Origin of the sequence: Paeniglutamicibacter sp. ZC-3, assembly GCF_025847175.2 — a bacterium.
GTDB lineage: Bacteria > Actinomycetota > Actinomycetes > Actinomycetales > Micrococcaceae > Paeniglutamicibacter > Paeniglutamicibacter sulfureus.
The window spans coordinates 83164-104838 of sequence record NZ_JAOYTG010000003.1; the positions used below are offsets into that span (position 1 = coordinate 83164).

At 64.7% G+C, this 21675-nt stretch carries 17 protein-coding genes; 3 read left to right on the forward strand and 14 right to left on the reverse strand.

Annotated features, from left to right (window positions below; translation table 11 throughout):
* Nucleotides 1-144 precede the first annotated feature (144 nt).
* Nucleotides 145-789, forward strand: a complete 645-nt coding sequence (locus OIU93_RS04975; protein ID WP_264268982.1) for a type IV toxin-antitoxin system AbiEi family antitoxin — start codon at nucleotides 145-147, stop codon at nucleotides 787-789.
* 24 nt (nucleotides 790-813) lie between these two features.
* On the opposite strand, the gene OIU93_RS04980 is transcribed toward OIU93_RS04975, so the two are convergent.
* The 10 genes from OIU93_RS04980 to OIU93_RS05025 form a co-directional block, all read right to left on the reverse strand.
* Nucleotides 814-3105 carry a bifunctional (p)ppGpp synthetase/guanosine-3',5'-bis(diphosphate) 3'-pyrophosphohydrolase gene (locus OIU93_RS04980; RefSeq protein ID WP_264268983.1) on the reverse strand — a complete coding sequence of 764 codons (2292 nt, stop codon included), beginning with the start codon at nucleotides 3103-3105 and terminating at the stop codon, nucleotides 814-816.
* Nucleotides 3106-3348: 243 nt separating this feature from the next.
* Nucleotides 3349-4332 carry a protein translocase subunit SecF gene (gene secF, locus OIU93_RS04985; protein WP_264268984.1) on the reverse strand — a complete coding sequence of 328 codons (984 nt, stop codon included), beginning with the start codon at nucleotides 4330-4332 and terminating at the stop codon, nucleotides 3349-3351.
* A complete protein-coding gene (gene secD / locus OIU93_RS04990; RefSeq protein ID WP_264268985.1) occupies nucleotides 4325-6058 on the reverse strand; it encodes a protein translocase subunit SecD in 1734 nt (577 codons plus the stop codon). The genes secF and secD overlap by 8 nt, the downstream gene beginning before the upstream one ends.
* 221 nt (nucleotides 6059-6279) lie before the next feature.
* Nucleotides 6280-6735 (reverse strand): preprotein translocase subunit YajC, encoded by a 456-nt coding sequence (gene yajC / locus OIU93_RS04995; RefSeq protein ID WP_264268986.1) that lies wholly within the window; start codon nucleotides 6733-6735, stop codon nucleotides 6280-6282.
* 175 nt (nucleotides 6736-6910) lie between these two features.
* Nucleotides 6911-7969 (reverse strand): Holliday junction branch migration DNA helicase RuvB, encoded by a 1059-nt coding sequence (ruvB, locus tag OIU93_RS05000; RefSeq protein ID WP_264268987.1) that lies wholly within the window; start codon nucleotides 7967-7969, stop codon nucleotides 6911-6913.
* Between the two features lie 9 nt (nucleotides 7970-7978).
* Complete coding sequence (ruvA, locus tag OIU93_RS05005; RefSeq protein WP_264268988.1) at nucleotides 7979-8599, reverse strand: Holliday junction branch migration protein RuvA; 621 nt, start codon at nucleotides 8597-8599, stop codon at nucleotides 7979-7981.
* A gap of 123 nt (nucleotides 8600-8722) precedes the next feature.
* A complete protein-coding gene (gene ruvC, locus OIU93_RS05010) occupies nucleotides 8723-9331 on the reverse strand; it encodes a crossover junction endodeoxyribonuclease RuvC (RefSeq protein ID WP_264268989.1) in 609 nt (202 codons plus the stop codon).
* Between the two features lie 9 nt (nucleotides 9332-9340).
* Nucleotides 9341-10096, reverse strand: coding sequence for a YebC/PmpR family DNA-binding transcriptional regulator (locus tag OIU93_RS05015; RefSeq protein ID WP_264268990.1), 756 nt, complete (start codon nucleotides 10094-10096; stop codon nucleotides 9341-9343).
* 2 nt (nucleotides 10097-10098) lie between these two features.
* Complete coding sequence (pdxT, locus tag OIU93_RS05020; protein WP_264268991.1) at nucleotides 10099-10770, reverse strand: pyridoxal 5'-phosphate synthase glutaminase subunit PdxT; 672 nt, start codon at nucleotides 10768-10770, stop codon at nucleotides 10099-10101.
* Between the two features lie 135 nt (nucleotides 10771-10905).
* Nucleotides 10906-12168: a CapA family protein gene (locus tag OIU93_RS05025; protein ID WP_264268992.1), complete on the reverse strand. Its 1263-nt coding sequence runs from the start codon at nucleotides 12166-12168 to the stop codon at nucleotides 10906-10908.
* A 79-nt stretch (nucleotides 12169-12247) separates the two neighbouring features.
* Here OIU93_RS05025 and OIU93_RS05030 point away from each other — a divergent pair, with 79 nt between their 5' ends.
* Together OIU93_RS05030 and OIU93_RS05035 are read left to right on the forward strand one after the other, a co-directional pair.
* Nucleotides 12248-14269: a M3 family metallopeptidase gene (locus OIU93_RS05030; protein WP_264268993.1), complete on the forward strand. Its 2022-nt coding sequence runs from the start codon at nucleotides 12248-12250 to the stop codon at nucleotides 14267-14269.
* Nucleotides 14266-15021, forward strand: coding sequence for a GNAT family N-acetyltransferase (locus OIU93_RS05035; RefSeq protein WP_264268994.1), 756 nt, complete (start codon nucleotides 14266-14268; stop codon nucleotides 15019-15021). The genes OIU93_RS05030 and OIU93_RS05035 overlap by 4 nt, the downstream gene beginning before the upstream one ends.
* A 793-nt stretch (nucleotides 15022-15814) precedes the next feature.
* On the opposite strand, the gene OIU93_RS05040 is transcribed toward OIU93_RS05035, so the two are convergent.
* The 4 genes from OIU93_RS05040 to thrS form a co-directional block, all read right to left on the reverse strand.
* Nucleotides 15815-16156, reverse strand: a complete 342-nt coding sequence (locus tag OIU93_RS05040; protein ID WP_264268995.1) for a hypothetical protein — start codon at nucleotides 16154-16156, stop codon at nucleotides 15815-15817.
* A gap of 1520 nt (nucleotides 16157-17676) precedes the next feature.
* Entirely contained in the window at nucleotides 17677-18591 is a 915-nt protein-coding gene (pdxS, locus tag OIU93_RS05045; RefSeq protein WP_264268996.1) for a pyridoxal 5'-phosphate synthase lyase subunit PdxS, read from the reverse strand.
* 292 nt (nucleotides 18592-18883) lie between these two features.
* Nucleotides 18884-19492: an HIT domain-containing protein gene (locus OIU93_RS05050; RefSeq protein WP_264268997.1), complete on the reverse strand. Its 609-nt coding sequence runs from the start codon at nucleotides 19490-19492 to the stop codon at nucleotides 18884-18886.
* 5 nt (nucleotides 19493-19497) lie between these two features.
* Complete coding sequence (gene thrS, locus OIU93_RS05055; protein ID WP_264268998.1) at nucleotides 19498-21501, reverse strand: threonine--tRNA ligase; 2004 nt, start codon at nucleotides 21499-21501, stop codon at nucleotides 19498-19500.
* Nucleotides 21502-21675 lie beyond the last annotated feature (174 nt).

The window sequence follows — 21675 nt, forward strand, 5'->3', positions numbered from 1 at the left end:
TACGGTTCCTTCGAACCGCACCCGCCCGGCGGCGTTTAATCCCCCCCGGAAGCGGGTGCCCGCGGCATCGGGGGTGCTCGAAGGTTATCCACAGTTTCCGCCACTCCCCTGCCACCTGGCACCCTCGCCTGTGAGAGTGGGGGAATGGAACGTACAATCCCCCGGAGCGAGCCGGCCGAACCACAACTCCTGCAACCGGCCCCGGTCCTCGGCGCCCTGCAGGTCATCCTCGTCGATGCGCCGTTCACCCTCAACGAGCTGCAGGCGCTGAGGCTGCGCGGTTCCCTGCGCGAGATGCTTCCCGGAGCCTACGTCTCAGTCGCCCACCCGGACAATTCGGTGACCCGCGCGCGGGTGGCCGCCGCGGTGGCCGGGGAACAACTGGTGCCCGGCCGTGCCCTGTGCAAGTGCACGGCGGCATGGGTCTATGGCTGCGCGCCGATGCCGCGCGAACTGGACATCGTGGTGCCGCGCTACCACCGGCCCTGCGCGCCAACGCCGCGGATGGTGCTGCGCCTGAGCGAAGGGGCCATGGACGAAGACCAGATCTGCACGGTGGGAGGCATCGCCGTCACCTCGCCCTTGCGCACGGCGATGGACATTGCCTTCAATTCCGAGCTGCGCGAATCGTTGCCGGTGCTGGCCGCCATCAACGACTCGGCCCGCCTGCGCTGCGGGTACCGGGAGATGTTCGAGCAGATCAACGCGCAGGTGCGCCGGCCGGGTCGGCGTCGCGCGCTGATGGCCATCACCCGCCTGATGGACACCGAGCTGCCCGCGGCGGGCTGAAGGCGTTCGAGCCGGGACCGGCGGCTAGGAGCGGCGGGTCCCGCCAGAGGTGCGGTACACGTCGTACACACCGTCGATCCGGCGCACGGCATTGAGCACGTGGCTGAGGTACTTCGGGTCACCCATCTCGAAGGCAAAGCGGGAGAACGCAACGCGGTCGCGCGAGGTGGAGACGCTGGCGGCCAGGATGTTCACGTGGTTCTCGGAGAGCACACGCGTCACATCGGAGAGCAGCGACTTGCGGTCCAGCGCCTCGACCAGGATCTCCACCAGGAAGACGCTGGACTTCGTCGGCGCCCACTGCACCTCTACCAGCCGGTCGGGCTGTTCCTCGAGCTGCTTGAGGTTCACGCAGTCGGTCCGGTGCACCGACACCCCGGAGCCTCGGGTGACGAACCCGCGGATCGGGTCCGGCGGCACGGGCGTGCAACAACGTGCCAGCTTGGCCAGCACCTCTCCGGCGCCCGGGACGATGACCCCGGCGTCGGAATCGATCGACCGGCCCGGCACCGCGTAGATGGGGGTTTCCTCCAGAACCTCCGCGACGCCGCCGTTTTCCCCGCCGACCAGTGCGGTGAGGTGCTCGATGACGTTCTGCGCGGAGGTGTGCCCGTCGCCGACTGCCGCATAGAGCGCGGAAATGTCGTGGTGGCGCAGCTCCTGGGCGACGGCGGAAAGCACGTCGTGGGTCATCAGCTTCTGCAGCGGAAGGTTGTTCTTCCGCAGCGCCTTCGTCAGCTGTTCCTTGCCCTTCTCAATGGCTTCCTCGCGGCGTTCCTTGGTGAACCACTGGCGGATCTTGTTTCGCGCTCGGGCGCTCTTGACGAAGCCCTGCCAGTCCTGGGACGGTCCGGCGTTTTCTGCCTTGGAGGTGAAGACCTCCACCATGTCACCGTGGTGGAGCTCGGAATTCAGCGGCACCAGCTTGCCGTTCACACGCGCGCCGATGGTGCGGTGGCCGACGTCGGTGTGCACCGAGTATGCGAAGTCCACCGGCGTGGATCCCACGGGAAGGGACATGATCTGTCCCTTGGGGGTGAAGACGAAGACCTCGGCGGTGTTGATCTCGTAGCGCAACGAGTCCAGGAACTCGTTGGAGTCGGAAGTTTCCTTCTGCCAGTCCATGAGGCTGCGCAGCCAGTCCATGTCCTGTTCCTCGACCGAGCGGCCGTCGGAAGCGGCGCCGTGCTTGTACTTGAAGTGCGCCGCCACACCGTATTCAGCGCGCTGGTGCATGTCGTGGGTGCGGATCTGGATCTCCACCGGCTTGCCGTCGGGCCCGATCACGGTGGTGTGCAGCGACTGGTACAGGTTGAACTTGGGCAGCGCGATGTAGTCCTTGAACCGCCCCGGCAGCGGGGTCCAGCGCGCGTGCATCAACCCCAGCACCGCGTAGCAGTCCTTGACCGTGTCAACGAGCACCCGCACGCCCATCAGGTCGTGGATGTCATCGAAGTCCTTGCCGCGCACGATCATCTTCTGGTAGATCGAGTAGTAGTGCTTGGGCCGGCCGCTGATGGCGGCCTTGAGCCGGGCGGCGGCGATGTCCTCGGCGATGGCGCTGCGCACCGTGCCCAGGTACTTCTCGCGTTCGGGGGTCCGTTCCCCGACCATGCGCACGATCTCCTCGTACACCTTGGGGTGCAGGGCGGCGAAGGACAGGTCCTCAAGTTCCCACTTGACGGTGTTCATGCCCAGGCGGTGGGCCAGCGGTGCGAAGATCTCCAGGGTCTCGCGCGCCTTCTTGGCGCTGGACTCCGGGGAGACGTAGCGCCAGGTGCGCGCGTTGTGCAGGCGGTCGGCCAGCTTGATCAGCAGCACGCGGATGTCCTTGGACATTGCGATGACCATCTTGCGCACGGTCTCCGCCTGCGCGGCCTCCCCGAACTGCACCTTGTCCAGCTTGGTGACCCCGTCCACCAGCTTGGCGATCTCCTCGCCGAACTCGCGGGTGAGGGTCTCCAGGGAGTAGTCGGTGTCCTCGACGGTGTCGTGCAGCAGTGCCGCGGCCAGGATCGCCCCGTTCATGCCCATTTCCGCCAGGATCGTGGCCACCGCCACGGGGTGGGTGATGTATGGGTCACCGCTCTTGCGCTTCTGGCCCTCGTGGCAGCGTTCGGCCACGGCGTAGGCGCGGGCCAGCAGGTCGAGGTCCGCCTTGGGGTTCTGGGCACGAACAGTGCGCAGCAACGGCTCCAGAGTCGGGGGCTGGGCACTGGGCCCGCGTCCGGCCAGGCGGACCAGCCGGGAGATCGTCCCGCGCCTGGGTGCGGGATTCGGGGCCCCTGGCATCATGACACCGTGGTTCTCGGCCATCGGGTGCCTCCTTTTCGATCAGGGTCCGTCGCCGTGGCGCTGGCGCCGCAATAAGTTCACGGGAAGTCGAAACAGGCCCTCGTTCCGGGTGCCGCTGCGGGCAGCGCCGGCGAAGGCCACTCCAACTTCCTCTTGCTAGGTTATAGCACTTCCGGGCCAACGGCGGACGGCGGGGCCGCCGGAGTCATCCTCCGGGGGCCCCGCCGTCCAATGCACCGGTTCAACCGGGTGTGCAGGCAAAGACTAGACGTTCGCCAGTCGGCTTGCCTCGATCTTCTTGTTGTGGCGTTCGATCTCCGGTTCGCCGTCGCGCAGCAACGAGTAGAGCGGAGCCTGGACGAAGAGCGTCGAGAGTGCCGAGACGATGATGCCGATGAACAGCGCCAGCGACAGGTCCTTCAGCGTGCCGGCACCCAGCAGGTAGGAACCGATGAACAGGATCGAGGCCACCGGCAGCACTGCTACCACCGAGGTGTTGATGGAACGCACCAGGGTCTGGTTGATGCCCAGGTTCACGAGTTCCTCGAAGTTGCGCTTGGACTGCCCCTCGAACCCCGCGGTGTTTTCGCGGACCTTGTCGAAGACCACCACGGTGTCATAGAGCGAGTAGCTCAGGATCGTCAGGAAGCCGATGATCGCCGAGGGGGTGACCTCGAAGCCGGAGAGCGAGTAGATCCCGGCGGTGATCACCACGACCTGAAGCAGCCCGATGATGGCCGCGAGCGACATCTTCCAGGTGCGGAAGTAGGCCGCCATGAGCAGCGCCACCAGCACCACGAACACGATGAGGCCGATGATTGCCTGTTTGGAGATGTCCGCGCCCCAGGTGGGGCCGACGAAGGTCGAGGTCACTTCCGCCTTGGTGACGCCGTAGGCGCCGGCCAGTGCCTCGGCGACGTCCAGCGTCTGGTCGTCGGTGAGTTTGTCGGTCTGCACGCGCATGGTGTTCGGGGCGATGTTGGTGACCCGCGGGTGGTGGTCCGGGGCGATCGCCACAACGGCGGACTCGCCGGCGGGCACCTCGGTGTGTTCCACCTTCGAGATGGTGAACTCGGATCCGCCGCGGAACTCGATGCCCAGGTTGAATCCGCCCTTGGCGACGGGGACCAGGATGGCCAGCAGCACCAGGACCGCGGAGAGCACCAGCCAGAGCTTGCGCCGTCCGGTGAACGGGTATGACCGCTTGCCGGTGTAGAGCTCGTTGCCCCATGTTGCGAGATTAGCCATTTGAAGAATCCTTACCGGCTGGTTCGTCCTGCTTGGTGGGCGCCGAGACGCTGGTAGCGGCCTTGCGGCGTTCGGCGATGGTCTGCCGGCGCCCGGCTTCGGAGGCCGCATTGGCGTTCTTCTTGCCGCGCGCCGCCTCGGCCTCGGGGCTGAAGCTGCGGACGCGTCCGGCACCGCGGTACAGCGGCACCGCTCCCAGCAGCGACGGGTCGAGCCCCGACAGGCGGTGCCCCTCGCCGAAGAACTTGGTCTTGGCCAGCAGCTGAAGGGTCGGGTGGGTGAGCAGGAAGACCACGACGATATCGACAATTGCGGTCAGGCCCAGGGTGAAGGCGAAGCCCCGCACGTTGCCCACGGCAACGATGTACAACACCACCGCGGCCAGAATGTTCACGGCCTTGGAGGCCAGGATGGTCCGCTTGGCGCGTTTCCAGCCGATCTCCACCGCCGAGGTCAGCGGACGTCCGTCGCGCAGTTCGTCGCGGATGCGTTCGAAGTACACGATGAAGGAGTCGGCGATCAGGCCAATGGCCACCACCAGGCCCGCAACGCCTGCCAGCGAGAGCCGGTAGTTCATCGACCAGCCCAGCAGCACCAGCGCCAGATAGGTCAGCAGTCCTGAAACAATCAGCGACACGATGGTCACCATGCCCAGCAGTCGGTACTGGAAGAGCGAGTAGATGGCCACCAGCCCCATGCCGATCAGGCCCGCGATGAGGCCGCTGCGCAGCTGGTCCGAACCTAGGGTTGCGGAGATCTGCTGCTCGGACTGGATGTCGAAGCTGATCGGCAGGGCGCCGAACTTCAGCTGGTCGGCCAGGGCCTTGGAGGACTGCTCGGTGAAGTTGCCGGTGATCTGGGCGCGCCCGTCGGGGATCACCGCGTTTGCAGTCGGGGCGGAGATCACGGTGCCGTCAAGCACGATCGCAAACTGGTTCTGCGCGCCCTGCATGCCAACCAGTCGCTGGGTGACTTCGGCGAACTTCGTCTTGCCCTCGTTGTTGAATTCCAGGTTCACGCCCCACTGGCCGGTGACCGCGCCCTGCTGGCCGCGGACCATGCCGAAGGAGGCATCGGCAATGTCGGCGCCGGGAACCTCGACCGGGCCCAGGATGTACTTCTGTCCCATGTCCGGGTCGCAGGAGATCATCGGCTTGGACGGGTCGTGCGATTCCTCGGATCCCTGGCCGAGCTCGGCGGGGCAATCGTAGGCCTCGAACTGCTGGTAAAGGGCCGCGTCGATCCAGTTCAGGTCCGAACCGTTCTCCGGCTCGGCAGACGGCTTGGGAAGCTCCGCCTCGGGCAGTCGCTGGTCCTCGGGAACGGCCGTGAAGGGCCCGGCCAGGATGACCGGACGGAACTCCATGTTGGCCGAGGCCTGGATCAGTTCGCGGGTGCGGGTGTCCGGGACGCCCGGCATGGAGACCACGACGTTACGCCCGGACTGGGTGGTGATCTCGGCTTCGGACACACCGGTGCCGTCCACACGCTGGCGGATGATTTCCACCGCCTGGTCCAGTTGCTCCTGCGTTGCCGCGGCACCGCCCTCAACTCGCGGGGCCAAGATCATTTGGGTGCCGCCCTCAAGGTCGAGGGCAAGTTTGGGGGCAAATGCTGCCTTCCCGCTCAGCACGCCGGTAATGAGGATGGCTGCCGAAATAAGGAAGATCACGCCGAGCCACAGCAGGGATTTACGCGCCTGCTTGATCGGACCAGTAGATGACATCGTGGGGCTTTCTGGTTGTTCCGCCGCCCTCGCGGGGACGAAGATTCCGCGGAAAACCCGAAGCCGGCCGCAACTCCCCCCTCAGGGGGGATTCGGGGCGGCTCCGGGCCGCTTGGTGAAGTTCGGTCGAGGCCGGGTTGCTCACCTGCGGGCCAAGGGCCCACAGAAATCCGGCCGCCGTTCACTGCTACGGGGGTGAGGGTGCCCGGGGGCACGGCCCCTTAGGCCTTGGGGCCCTTGTCGTCGTTGTTGAGGCGACGCAGGGTCTCCTCGGGGCTTTCGACGTCGGCGGCTTCGGTGTTCCCGGCCTGCTCGGAGGTCAGCGAGGATGCATCGTTCGGGACCTCAACGGCGTCGGCTGCGGCAGCTTCGGGGGCGACAACCTTGGCAACGACCTGGGAGTGCACGGTGACGAAGCTGCCCGGGGATACCTCCAGGACGATCTTGTTTTCATCGGTGTCGATGCTCGAGATGGTGCCGAAGAGTCCGAACTGGGTCATCACCTCGGCGCCCGGGGCAAGATTGGAGCGGATTTCCTCCTGCGCCTTGGCCGCCTTCTTACGGCCACGCATCATCATGAAGATCAGCAGGCCAAAGGCGGCGAGCATGATCAACATGGTCGGGTCGAACGGGGCCGCTCCGCCGGCAGCGGCTTGGGCCAAAACGTTTTCGGTCACGAGATAATACCTGTTTCTAAGTCATGGTCAACGGCGCGCACAATCGCAATTGCGCAGCCGGTGGGCTTTTCCATACTATAGGGACTTTCTGGCCAAACCCCGACCGCGCAGGCGTTTTGGCCTGCGAATGTCCTCTGAATCCTGGCGCGCGCCGGCGCGGGGCATTGGCCGGCACCTATTCCGCGTCGTCAGCGTCGAGCTCGAAGCTGGCCTGCCCGGCAAATACGGCATCGGCGGGCATCCGGAGTCCCAGGTGGCTCCAGGCCTCCGCGGTGGCGATGCGGCCCCGCGGGGTTCGCCCGAGGAGGCCCTCGCGGACCAGGAACGGCTCGGCGACGGTCTCCACCGTCTCGGTCTCCTCGCCGACGGCAATCGCGAGTGTCGAGAGGCCCACCGGTCCCCCGCCGAACTTGGTGCACAGGGCATGGAGCACTGCACGGTCCAGGCGGTCCAGACCGCGGGCGTCGACCTCGTACATGTCCAGGGCGGCGGAGGCTGCGCGGGCGTCGATGCTTTCGAGCCGGTTCACCAGCGCCCAGTCGCGCACCCGGCGCAGCAGCCGGTTGGCGATGCGGGGGGTGCCGCGCGAGCGGGAGGCGATTTCGTAGAACGCCGCCGAGTTGACCTTCAGCGAGAGCATCATCGCCGAGCGGCGCAGCACCAGCTCGAGTTCCTCGACGCTGTAGAACTCCAGGTGGCCGGTGAAGCCGAACCTGTCGCGCAGCGGCCCGGGCAGCAACCCGGCGCGAGTGGTGGCACCGACCAGGGTGAACGGGGGAAGCTCAAGCGGAATCGCCGTCGCGCCGGCACCCTTGCCCACGATGATGTCGACCCGGAAGTCCTCCATGGCCATATAGAGCATTTCCTCGGCCGGGCGGCTCATCCGGTGGATCTCGTCCAGGAACAGCACCTCCCCCTCGGTGAGCGAGGAGAGGATGGCGGCCAGGTCGCCGGCATGCTGGATCGCCGGGCCGGAGCTGATGCGAAGCGGCGCGTTCATCTCCGCGGCAATGATCATCGACAGCGTGGTCTTGCCCAGGCCAGGCGGGCCCGAGAGCAGCACGTGGTCTGCGGTGCGTTCGCGGATCTTGGAGGCCTCGAGCACCAGCGAAAGCTGCTGGCGCACGCGCGCCTGGCCAACGAAGTCGTCCAGGTTCTTGGGGCGCAACGCCGCCTCGAGCACCCGCTCCTCGGGTTCCGAGCCGGCGTCGGTCAACGCACCGGTTTCTGCCATGGCCTACTCCTAGTTTCCCGGCCGGTTGCCACGCCCCAGGGAACGCAGCACCGCCCGCAGGATTTCCGGCACGCTGCCGCTTGCAACGATTTGCGGGTCGTTCTTGGTCAGGGCGTCCAGGGCCTTGACCGCATCCTTCTCCGTCCAGCCCAGGCCGGTCAGCGCCTCGAGGACCTGCGGTTCCCAGGACCTGGCGGCCACGGGGCTGCCTGCCGGCACCGGGGCCCCGGTGGGGACGAGCTTGCCGTTGAGTTCCAACACGATGCGCTCGGCGCCCTTGGGTCCGATGCCCGAGACCTTGGTGAAGGCCTTGGTGTCCTTGGTGCTCGCGGCAATGCGGACCTCTTCGGGGGTGTGCACCGAGAGGATCGCCAGGCCGGTGCGCGGCCCGATGCCCGAGACCCCGGTGAGGACCTCGAAGACCTCGCGTTCGTCCCCGCTGGCAAAGCCGAAGAGCGTCATCGAGTCCTCGCGCACCACCATGGAGGTGTGCACCAGCGCTTCGCGGCCCACCTGCAAGGTGGCCAGCGTCTGCGGGGTGGCTTGGATCAGCATGCCGAAGCCGCCGACCTCAATGACCGCATTGTTCAGGTTGACCTGTTGCGGCACTCCTCGCAGCGTACTGATCATGTGGGCGTTCCTCCGTGGTACCGGGCCGCGCGGAAGTTCGTCGAACACGCCAGCCATGCGAATATATCTACGAACAGCTTACAGGTTCGGGCGGCGCCTCCCGCGGAGGCGCCGCCCTCCGGGCTACCGGGCCTTGACCGAACGGGCCTTCGCTTCGGCGGCGATCCATGCGCGCTGGGCGGGGGTCAGCCCCGAAGACCCGCCTGCGGGGCGTGAGCCCGAGGCGGAGGCGGCGGCACCGGCGGCACCGAATGCGGCACCGCGCCAGCCGTGCGTGATGGCCAGGGCCGCGGCGTCTGCCGCGTCGGCGGGCGACGGAGGCGCGTCAAGGCGCAGGATCTTGGCCACCATCTTGCCCACGGCGTCCTTGTTGGCTCCTCCGGAGCCGGTCACCGCGGCCTTGACCTCGGTGGGGGTGTGCAGCGCCACCGGTATGTTGCGTCGTGCCGCGGCAACGATGACGACTCCCGAGGCCTGGGCGGTGCCCATCACGGTGCTCACGTTCAGCTGGCTAAAGACCCGTTCAAGGGCCACCACATCGGGTTTGTGCTCGTCAAGCCACGCATCGATACCGTCGGCGATGGCCAGCAGGCGCGCATCCAGCGGTGTGCCCGGCGGGGTTCCAACGACGCGCACGTCGATGAGCGTGGCACGGCGGTTGGGTTCGACGTCGACCACGGCCAGACCGCAACGGGTCAGTCCGGGGTCGACGCCAACCACTCTTAAGGGCATGGAAAAGGACTAGTCCTGTTCGAGTTCTGCCATGACCTCGGCACTGATGTCGGCGTTCGAGTAGACGTTCTGGACGTCGTCCAGTTCCTCGAGCGCGTCGGCCAGCTTCAGGAACTTGCGGGCCGAGTCGGCATCCAGTTCCACCTGCATCGAGGGAACGAATTCGATTTCGTCGCTCTCGTAGGCGATGCCGGCTTCCTCGAGTGCCGCAACAATGGCGCGCAGGTCGGTGGGTTCAGAGTGGATCTCGAAGGATTCCCCGGCTTCCTTGACCTCGTCGGCACCCGCGTCGAGCACTGCCATCAGCACGTCGTCTTCGGTCAGGCCGTTCTTCGGCAAGCCCACGACGCCCTTTCGGGTGAACATGTAGGCCACGGATCCGGGATCGGCGATCGATCCACCGTTGCGGGTGATTCCCAGGCGGACCTCGGAGGCAGCGCGGTTCTTGTTGTCGGTCAGGCACTCAATGAGCAACGCCGAACCCTGCGGGCCGCGGGCCTCGTAGATGATCTCGGTGTAGTCAATGACCTCACCGGTCAGGCCGGCGCCGCGCTTGATGGCGCGATCGATGTTGTCGCTGGGGACCGAGGTCTTCTTGGCCTTGGATACCGCAAGTTCAAGGCCCGGGTTTCCGGCCATGTCGGCGCCGCCCGCGCGGGCGGCGACCTCGATGTTCTTGATCAGCTTGGCGAAGGACTTGGCACGCCTGCTGTCGAGGATAGCCTTCTTGTGTTTGGTGGTAGCCCATTTGGAGTGGCCGGACATGCTTACGCGTCTCCTCTGATCATTTGGATAAAGAGTTCGTGGATCCGACGCTCTCCGCCCACCTCTGGGTGGAAGGAGGTCGCCAGCAAATTTCCCGAACGTACTGCAACAATTCTATCCACCCGAAGCCCATCCGCGCCCAAAGGCGTGTTTTCGGCGGGGACCTTGGCCAGTACTTGCACCTTTTCACCCACGCTTTGGACCCACGGCGCTCGGATGAATGCCGCCCGCACCGGTGCTGTCACCCGGTTCGGGTCCTGGCTTGGGAGGGACTCGAGCCCGCGGATCGCCAGGTCCACCTCGAAGGAGTCGACCTGGCGCCCGAAGGCGTTGCGCTTGACCACCATATCGATTCCCCCGAAACTTTGCTGGGGTTCGCCTTTGAGGTTGCTTGTCGGGTCGGCGATGGTGTCGGCCAGCATGATCATTCCGGCACACGACCCGTAGACCGGGAACCCGTCGGCGATCCTGGCCTTGAGCACCTCGGCCACGCCGTACATGCGCGAGAGCTTGTCGATCACCGTTGATTCGCCGCCGGGAATGACCAACCCGTCAAGGTCTGCCAGCTCGCGCGGGGACTTCACCGGCAACGCCAGCGCGCCCAGTGAATCAAGTGCGGCCAGGTGTTCGCGTACATCCCCTTGCAGGGCAAGAACCCCAATACGTGGCGCCATCGTGGATCACTTTCTGGTTCGTGGAAATCAATGGTGGGTGGCCGGCGCACCGCGATGGAGCACGTGGACAGCTCAGCGTAAACCCGGGCGGCCTTCCGGCAATATTTTGATGACGCTCTCGGGCGCGTCGGACGGCTACGGCTGTGGCAACGACCACATTTTCGCGCCATCGGTGCGTGCGTTCATGGAGTTCACGGTGTCGGTGGTGCGCTTGAGCGAGGCGCTGTCCTGGCGCTTGGTGGTGCAGGGTTCCCCGTCGGCGGCGGGCAGCGCGCACCACCGCAGCGGGTCCTGCTTCATGATGTGCGGTGCCCACGCCAGCTTCCCGGGACTCCAGCTTTTCCCGGTGCGCACGAATTGCATTTTCACCGTGAGGCCCTCTTGGTTCAGCACCGTCCTGGTTGCGTGCTTGGCCACCGAATTCCCCAGTCCGTAGACGATCCAGGTGCCCTGGTGCTTCTCGATCGGCAGGACCGAGTGGGTGTGGTGGGAGTAGATGAAATCGAATTCTCCGCTCTCGGCCAGCGAACGATTCAGCGTGATTTGGGATGCGGTGGGCTCGCTGCTGTATTCGGCCCCATCGTGGAGCGCCGCCATGACGATGTCGGCGCCGGCCGCCCGTGCGGCCTTTGCCTTGGAGACCAGCGAGGCCTTGGCGATGTCGTCCACCCGCCACGGAGCATCCTCCGCGACCCCGTTGAGCGAGAAGGTGCCGGCTATGACGGCCACCCGTGCGCTACCGACCTCAACCATCAACGGCTTGGCTGCCTCGGCTTCGCTGCGGTACGACCCGGTGGAGACCAGCCCCGCCGCATCGAGCGCATCCAGGGTCCGTTTGACCCCTGGCACGCCGGCGTCCATGGAGTGGTTGCTGGCGGTGGTGCAGCCGTCGTAGCCAACGTCCTTCAGGGCGGGGATGACCGATGGCGGAACGCTGAACATGGGGTACCCCTTGAACGGCCCGCCCGGGGCCGCGACCGGGGTTTCCAGGTTGCACAGCGCCAGGTCGCTGTCCGCCAGGTACGGTTCGATGCCCTCCAGCAGCGGCCCGAAGTCCATGGCACCCTTCCCATCCTCCTCCGCCTGGTCCCACAAGGCCGGGTGCAGCAGGATGTCGCCGGCCACGGCCACCTCGATGCACTCATCCCCCGGGCAATCAGGGGCCTTCGGGGACGCCGACGCGGCATTGGTTGGGGTCCCCGGCGCGCTCGCAGCTTCGCTTGGCGCGGGCTGCCCGGTGGGAGCGGAGAGGCTTGAAGCCGTCGCCGCGGTGCTTCCGGAGGGCCCCGGCGAAGGCGGCGCGGGGGCGCAGGCACCCAAGGCGGAGACGAGCAGCAACGCCGCGCACAGGGCTGCGCTTCTTCGGACAACGGTGCCGCGCGCGAATCGATGGGACATAGCCAAAAGCCTAACCCTGCGCCGGGTCTTGCGGCGCGGGAAACGGACAGCACCGCGGGCTTATGACAGGGTTAACAGCATGCATAATCCGTTGCTTGAGCGAAGCACCTTGCCGTTTGAATTCCCAGATTATTCAGCCCTGGAAGCTCCCCACTACCTGGACGCGGTCCGGCACGGCGTGGACGGTCAGCTGGAGGAGCTCCAGGCCATCGCACAAAACCCCGAGGCGCCGACCTTCGAGAACACCTTCGTGGCCATGGAACGCAGCGGCGCGCTGCTGCGCCGGGCCCTGATGGCGTACTGGACGGTGTTCTCGGCACACGGCACTGATGCGTTGCGCGAGATAGACCCCCAGCTTCAGGCGCTGGTCTCGGCGCACGAAGATGCCATCCACCTGGACGAGGAACTTTTCGCCCGGCTGGTCTCCTTGGATGCGGCCGGGCTGGCGGGCGAAGATGCCCGGCTGGTCTCCGAGACCCTGCGCACCTTCCGTGCCGCCGGCGCCGAACTCGACGAGGCCAGCAAGGCACGGCTGCGTGCCCTCAACAGCGAGATCACCGACCTATCCAGCGAATACTCGCGCAGGCTGCTGGGCGCCATGAACGAGGCAGCCGTGCACTTCACCGATGCCGCGGAACTGGCGGGGCTCAGCGAGGGGCAGTTGGCCTCGGCCGCGGATGCCGCCCGTGCCGCCGGCCATCCCGACGGATACCTCCTGACCCTGGTGCTTCCCACCTCGCAGCCCCTGCTGGAGCGGCTGGAGCGTTCCGGTTCCCGCCGCCGCCTTTTTGAGGCGTCGCTGAACCGCGGGCTGGAGGGCGAGAACCGGACCCTTGAGCTGGCCGCCCGGATGGCGTCGTTGCGCTCGACCCGCGCCCGGCTGCTGGGCCATGAAACGCACGCCGACGTGGTGTTGCAAGAAGCCACGGCCCCAGGCCTGGACGCCGTGCGCGCACGTCTTGCCGAACTCATTCCCCCTGCAGTGGCAAACGCCCGCGGCGAGGCGAATGAGCTGGAAAAGATCTCCGGCTCCCCCATCATGCCCTGGGACTGGGCCTATTACTCGGCGGCAGTGGCGCGCGAACGCCACGCCCTGGACACCGCGGCGCTGCGCGAATACTTCGAGCTGGATGCGGTGATCGAGCGCGGCGTGTTCGCCGCCGCCACCCGGCTGTACGGGCTGGGCTTCGCCGAACGCTTCGATTTGCCGACTTACCACCCTGACGTGCGCACCTGGGAGGTCTTCAACGAAGACGGGTCGACACTCGGCCTGTTCCTGGGCGACTACTTCGCCCGATCCACCAAGGCCGGCGGCGCGTGGATGAACTCCATCCGCGAATCGGCGTCGCTGTTGGGCGAGCTTCCGGCGGTCACCAACACCCTGAACATTCCCAAGCCGGCAGCGGGCGAGCCTGCCCTGGTGAGCCTGGACGAGGTCAACACGCTTTTCCACGAGTTCGGGCACGCGCTGCACGGGCTCTTTTCCAATGGCGTCTACCCCTCGCTGGCCGGCACCAGCGTCCCGCGGGACTTCGTCGAATACCCCTCGCAGGTCAACGAGATGTGGGCCCTGCACGCCGAGGTGCTGCCAGGCTATGCGGCGCACACCCGCACCGGGGACCCGCTGCCCGACGGCACGGTCGAGGCGCTGGAGGCCGCTGCCCTGTGGGGCGAGGGCTTTGCCACCACCGAGTACCTCTCCGCCGCCGTCCTGGATCTGGCCTGGCACTCGCTCACGGACGGCGCACTCGTCGCGGATCCGCTCGCATTCGAGCAGCGGGCACTCACCGAGGCCGGGCTGATCCCGGACTTGGTCCCTTCGCGCTACCGCACCGGGTACTTCAAGCACATTTTCGACGGCGGATACTCGGCCGGGTACTACTCCTACATCTGGTCCGAGGTGCTCGACGCCGACACGGGTGAATGGTTCACCGAGAACGGCGGGCCGAAGCGGGAAAACGGGGAAAGGTTCCGCACAGAGCTGCTCTCGCGCGGCAACACGCGGGACCCGCTGGAGTCCTATGAGGTCTTCCGCGGCCGTCCGCCACTGATCGAACCGTTGCTGCTTCGCCGCGGCCTGGCAAAGGAAATCAAAGCGTGACAACCATTAGTTTTGCCCAGGAGGCGCTCTCCCACTGGCACCAGGCGGTAGCCATTGCCACGGGCGGCAAGCTCTTCACCACCCACGGATGCTCGTGGGCCTGGCAGCCGGCCCGAGCGCGGCTGGTTTTGCTTTTCCCCGCCCATGCCCAGGAAGCCGGGTTGCGCCCGGGTCTGGCCGAGGGAACCCGCCTCGGTGCACGCCGGGTGGATGCCTGGGTCAATTCCGGTGCACCCTCGGGCCCGCTGGAGGCAGCCGGCTTCTCCGATGCCGCACAGATTTCCTGGCATGCCGGGGAACTGGTGGGACCCGAGGAGCCCTGGGACGGGCGCGTGCGCCTGGGAACGGACATCCCCGAGGCCGTCGGTCCCGATGCGAAGGAACTCCAGGTCGCCAACCTGTGGCGCGATCCGGCCACCGCGGGCCTCAGCGCCGGACACCCGGCGTTGCGCCGCGTCGAGCAAGCCACCGCACGCACCCTCGAGGGCGATCTGGTGGGCCGCGCCTTTGCCCAGCAGGCATTCGGCGGCCAGTTGGCCATCCACGGACTGGCTGTCTCGCCTGCGCATCGCCGGCTTGGCATTGGATCGGCCCTGCTCAATGGGCTGGCCCGCGGCATGGTCAACCCGCTGGGGCTGGACGAGGAATCAAGCATCGAACTCATAGCCGCCGCTTCCCCGCGCTCGGCACCGTTCTTTGAGGCCAACGGCATGCGCCTGCTCGGCCGCGGACGGCACCTCGTGCTGCGCTGACATCCAGCCTCGACAAGTGGTACACGAAGAACGGCTCCGGGCGCAACACATGGGCCCGAAGTTCGTTCTTCGTGTACCGCTGCGGCGGGGCTCAGAGACGTCTGCTCGGTGACAAGGCCAATGCGCCGATGGGCTGCCGCAAGATGGCCTTTGATCCGGAAGAAACCGGGGTCTGGGAGCGGGCGTCGCCTTCACAGGTGTTTAAGCTTTGCAAGGTGCAATCCCGCGTTCGTTTCTCGAGGAGCCCCCTCGCTTCCGGCTCATCACTGACACCACCTTCGCCTGCCCGCGCTTGAGAGGAATCCGCGAAATTCTCGGCGGCCGAAATATGGAGCAGGAGTTCATCCACCCGTACTTCGTGGGCCAACCGAAAAGTCGATCGACCGCACTGCACCTGGACCAACGAATGTATCTTTGCGTGCTCCCGCACATCGAACCCAGACGGCACAGCTGTCCCAGTCAACCTGGCTTGACCACCACAACACCCCAGACAGAACCTACCTCAGCATCGGCGGCGACGGGGCTGCCCGATTAATTGGACCACGTCGGCAACTGCGAAAAGGCCTCGAAGGAATCGCTCTCCTTCTTGCCGCAAGAAAGCGCCTTCACAACAAGGCCTGGGGCACTCGCGAGCAATTTTGCGAATAGCATTCGTATACCAAATGACCGGACCTTCCACCTCAGCATCCGCAATTGTGCCATGAACGGTTGGTCCCAATAAATATCGAGTCTTGAAGAACCGAGAACCCTTCCGTCGCGGCCGAACCGAAGCTGCCACCTATCCGTTCAAGCGTTAAGAAACAAAAAACACCGGACCCGAATTTCCGAATTTACGTTCCTCAGAGATTCCGTCATGCGGCCACCAGGAAAATGATCGATACCTGTCTAGTTTCAAAGCAGGAAACTTTTCAAAGCCCGTCTTGACAATATCCAAGTCGCCTTGAAAAATCAGCTGTCGCCCGCCTTCAAGCTCAATCCTCAGACCATTTGCCGTATCTTCAGCAAGCGTTAGTGAAAAGAGCGAATCGAAAGGTCGCCCGTACCAACCGTCCGGCAGGACCAAACTGGCTCTTCTATGCTTCGAAAAGTAGCCCTCAACCTTTTCGGCTGGTGATCTTAAAATCATCGTACGCACCGAGTCGTCAGGAACTGTACCGTCAATGTACAGATGGTCATCCCCTCTCTGCAGGGTGTTCTCGTCGTCTCATTTCTTGGTTATCGCCCGGATTCATGGTGCACGATGCACACCTCGCTACAGCTCCCGAAATGACCACACCGAAACGCTCCATCCAATTGATCCGGCAATTGACATTGCCGCCTTGGAAATCTTCCCGACTTGAAACTCATAACGGCTATCAGGCTCGAGATTCTCTGCCACGGATTTCCAATTTTCGAATGTCACTCCGTCCGAGAATCTAAGTTGGCCACACTCTTGTGTGTTGATTAGGATGGAAGTTCCTGTGCGAGGACCGACCTCTTCTTCGACACTGGAAACAGTGCACACTATAGAGTCCAGATTATTCCGGTCATACGCGAATAATGCCGGCAATCCCACTATAATTAATAGTCCAAGAAGTACGATCATTCCCAAAATCGAGAAGAACGTTATCTTGCTCTTCACACTTGGTCGCTCACCGCGTCTGGAAGGGTTGACCACGTTTCCCTCATTTCGTAAAAACCATCTTGAAGTAAACCGGGCATCGACCTGATTCTGCGATACGCCATCAAGGAAGGGTCTTGGGGTGAGCCGAGTTACTTGGGTTCAAACCACCGACGTCCGGACCCCCGAATCATTTCACCCCGCGAGATATCCCCCCTCGACGAGAATCCCTTCCGCAAAAACGAAATGATAATAAACACATACGCCTACCAATATGGTTCCAATAATATATGCAGCCACCCTTGCGCCCTTGCCCATATGATGCGCGTCCGGTTTCTTCCCAGTTCGCCACAGAAGGATGAGAGCGATCGGGAACAGAACCAGCGTGATAGGCATTGGAACCCCACCCCCACCACGGTTGTATTTCCCGTCGTAAGGGACTGAAGTATCCAGTGGAACGCTAATAAAGACAAAAACTGCCACTGCCATGCAAACCGTAAAAGCGGCAACGCAAATCGTCCTCATATATTTCGTGACTTTCTTACCGAGAATCAAGTCCTGCTCAGTAAGAACGTCTTCCGAAGCCTCATTTTTCTGCCCAGAATCTTCGCTCTTGTCACCACGGCTCTACTCCTGTCCATCTCCCAATAACTTCTCCACCCACGAATTTCGCGCTTTCAACAATAGCGCCCGCGTGGGCTCCACCGTACGCAGCAAAGGAGTGCGTCATCCAATTCGGGTTCGAGCCCAAATTCGGGCCCAAATCGGAAGCGCCCGGGAACCGTGAAAGAAGGTCACACCGGCATCCGAGGTAGCAAGAACGGTCACACCGGACATCCTCGCAGCAGCAGCGTTTCGCACCAAGAATCAAAGTACTCGGCTCGAGTTCGCCGTCGTACTTCAGCGGTGCGATGAGGTAGGCAGGAAGGCCTGTGAACGGTGCATGGGGTGAAATCCTTACTTAAAAGCGAAAGTGGTCGGGCCCGCCGAGACAAAGGTCTCGACAGGCCCGACCACCGGCAAAACCGGATCTACCAACAGGTGAGCGTCAGGTGTTACCAGCCGCGCTCGGCCAGGCGGTGCGGCGCCGGGATGTCTGAGACGTTGATGCCGACCATGGCCTCGCCCAGGCCGCGGGAGATCTTCGCCAACTCGTCCGGGTCGTTGTAGAAGGTGGTGGCCTTGACCACGGCGGCTGCACGCTGTGCCGGGTTGCCGGACTTGAAGATGCCCGAGCCCACGAAGACGCCGTCGGCGCCCAGCTGCATCATCATCGCTGCGTCGGCCGGGGTGGCGATGCCGCCGGCGGTGAAGAGCACGACCGGCAGCTTGCCGGTGGCCGCGATTTCCTTGACCAGCTCGTACGGTGCCTGCAGTTCCTTGGCGGCCACGTAGAGCTCGTCCTTGGGCAGGGCCGCCAGCTTGGCGATCTCGGCGCGGATCTTGCGCATGTGCCCGGTGGCGTTGGAGACGTCGCCGGTGCCTGCCTCGCCCTTGGAGCGGATCATGGCAGCACCCTCGTTGATGCGGCGCAGCGCCTCACCGAGGTTCGTGGCGCCGCAGACGAACGGGACCTTGAACGGCCACTTGTCGATGTGGTGCTCGTAGTCGGCCGGGGACAGGACCTCGGACTCGTCGATGTAGTCGACACCCAGGGACTGAAGGATCTGCGCCTCGACGAAGTGGCCGATGCGGGCCTTGGCCATGACGGGGATCGACACGGCATCGATGATGCTGTCGATCATGTCCGGGTCGCTCATGCGAGAAACGCCACCCTGGGCGCGGATGTCGGCCGGGACGCGCTCGAGGGCCATGACGGCGACGGCGCCTGCGTCTTCGGCGATGCGGGCCTGTTCGGCAGTGACAACATCCATGATGACGCCGCCCTTGAGCATTTCCGCCATGCCGCGCTTGACGCGGTCGCTACCTACGGTAGTTGCGGGGGTCGAGACGCCTTCGTTTTCAGACACCTTGGTTTCCTTTCAATAAGGTGAGCAGTATGCGAATCATCGTAGGACGGGGACGTAATAAAGACCTCGGTCATGTCGTCACAAATGAATATCAGTAGATAAGTCCCCTATATTTTTCGGACTGCCCGCCTACCAGCAAAACATCGTTTTCCGCTGGATCATAGGGTTTTGTCGGCGGCGCACAGGAATCCCGCCGAGCGCAAGACCAAGTCCACTTAGGGGCGCCCGGGACTTAACTGAATGGACCGCCGCGCACACGCACGGCAGTCCATTCATGGATTTCTATTCGTCTTTAGTCGATCTCAAGCCAACCGGCGGCCAGGTCCTCACGGATGTCGCTCAAGGTGGCGGGGATCGCCTTGGTCTGGGCGATGATCGGGAAGAAGTTCCCGTCCCCCGCCCAGCGCGGCACGACATGCTGGTGCAGGTGTGCGGCGATGCCGGCTCCTCCGGTGACTCCCTGGTTCATGCCCAGGTTGAATCCAGTGGGACGGGAGACGTGGCGCAGCACCCGCATGGACTTTTGCGCCAGGGCCGCCATCTCCGCGGTTTCCTCCTCGGTGATGTCCGTGTAGTCCGGAACGTGCCGGTACGGGCAGATGAGCAGGTGCCCCGGGTTGTAGGGGAAGAGGTTCAGGATCACGTACGCGGTCTTCCCGCGGTGCAGGATCAGCGCATCCTCGTCGCTGCGGGTCGGCCCAACACAGAACGGGCAGGCCTCCTCGCCCTTGTCCCGGTTTTGGCCGGCCTTGATATAGGCCATCCGGTAGGGAGTCCACAGGCGCTGGAAGGAATCGGGCACCCCGGCGATCTCGAAATCGTCGGTGATGGCCGCGTCCTGTTCCTCCTGCGAAATACCGCGCGGTGCTTCGATGGCGTGTTCGCGTGTGGACTCCCCCATGGGTTCTAGGCTTCCCGGTTCTTCACCGCGGCGACGATGCGGGCCACAGCTTCGTCCACCGGCACGCCGTTGTCAGTGCTGCCGTCGCGGAAACGGAAGGACACCGCACCTGCCTCCGCGTCCTCGCCGCCGGCAATGAGCACGAACGGGATCTTGTCCTTGGACGCGGTGCGGATCTTCTTCGGGAAACGATCCGAGGAGATGTCGGCCTCGGCCCGGATGCCCGCGGCCTTGAGCTTGTCGATCACATCGAACATGTACTCGTTGAAGGCCTCGGCCACGGGGATGCCCACGACTTGGACCGGGGAGAGCCAGGCCGGGAAGGCGCCGGCATAGTGCTCGGTGAGCACGCCCATGAAGCGTTCGACCGAGCCGAAGAGCGCACGGTGGATCATCACCGGGCGCTGGCGGGTGCCGTCGGCGGCCTGGTATTCGAGCTCGAAGCGCTCGGGCAGGTTGAAGTCCAGCTGGATGGTGGACATCTGCCAGGTGCGGCCAAGCGCGTCCTTGGCCTGGACGGAGATCTTCGGACCGTAGAACGCCGCTCCTCCCGGATCCGGGACCAATTCCAAGCCGGAGGCCTCGGCGACCTCGGCGAGGGTGCGGGTGGCTTCGTCCCAGATGGCGTCGTCGCCGACGAACTTTTCCGGGTTCTTGGTGGAGAGCTCCAGGTAGAAGTCGTCCAGCCCGTAGTCCTTGAGCAGCCCCAGCACGAAGTTCAGCGTTTCGGTCAGCTCATCCTTCATCTGCTCCTTGGTGCAGTAGATGTGCGCGTCGTCCTGGGTCATGCCGCGCACGCGGGTCAGGCCGTGGACCACGCCGGACTTCTCATAGCGGTAGACCGAGCCGAATTCGAACAGGCGCAGCGGCAGTTCGCGGTAGGAGCGTCCGCGGGAGCGGAAGATCAGGTTGTGCATCGGGCAGTTCATCGGCTTGAGGTAGTAGTCCTGGCCGGGCTTGCGCACCGTGCCGTCCTCGTTGAGCTCGGCGTCCACGTGCATCGGGGGGAACATGCCGTCGCGGTACCAGTCCAGGTGCCCGGAGACCTCATAGAGGTGGCCCTTGGTGATGTGCGGGGTGTAGACGAACTCGTAGCCGGCCTCGACGTGGCGTGCACGGGAGTAGTCTTCCATTTCCTTGCGGATGATGCCGCCGCGCGGGTGGAACACCGGCAGGCCCGAGCCCAGCTCGTCCGGGAAGGAGAAGAGGTCAAGCTCGACGCCGAGCTTGCGGTGGTCGCGGCGCTCGGCCTCGGCGATGCGCTCCTGGTAGGCCTTCAGGGCATCCTTGGTCGGCCAGGCCGTGCCGTAGATGCGCTGCAGCTGCTGGTTGTCCTGGTTGCCCAGCCAGTAGGCGGCCGAGGTGCGGGTCAGCGCGAAGGCATTGGAGATCAGCTTGGTGTTGGGCAGGTGCGGGCCGCGGCACAAATCGCACCACACGGTGTCGCCGGACTTGCGGTCGACGTTGTCGTAGATGGTGATTTCGCCGGCGCCGACCTCGACGTTGACGCCCTCGCCGGCCGAATCGGCCTCGTTGGCCTTGTTCAGCAGCTCGAGCTTGTACGGCTCGTTGGCCATGGCCTTGCGGGCCTCGTCCTCGGTGACGACGCGGCGGGCGAACTTCTGGTTCTGGTTGACGATCTTAAGCATCATCTTCTCGAGGGTCTTCAAATCCTCGGGAGTGAACGGCTCGGCGACGTCGAAGTCGAAGTAGAAACCGTCGGTGATGTACGGGCCGATGCCCAGCTTGGCATCGGGGCGCAGCTGCTGCACGGCCTGGGCCATCACGTGCGCGGTGGAGTGGCGCAGGACCTCAAGGCCGGCAGGGGAATCAATGGTGACACGCTCGACGGAGGTTCCGGCCTCCAGCGGGCGGGCCAAATCGCGCAGCACGCCATCGACGTGCATGACTACGACCTCGCGGTCGTCAAAGTACAGCTCGGCCCCGGTAGTGCCGGCATTCACCTCGCGTTGTTCCCCATCGACGGTCAGTGTGATTTGCTCAAGCACTACGGCTCCTCGTTTCGTGGTTCGGCTTCATGGCTTGTGGCGTACGGTGGCCACAGCCAGCCAACCACCAGCTTAACCGACGCCCGCGCGTGCCAACCAATCGAAAACCGTGCATGTCATCGTGTCCTGGCAGGGCAGTGCGAGTCGCGGGCACGCTCCCGATGCATGGGCGGG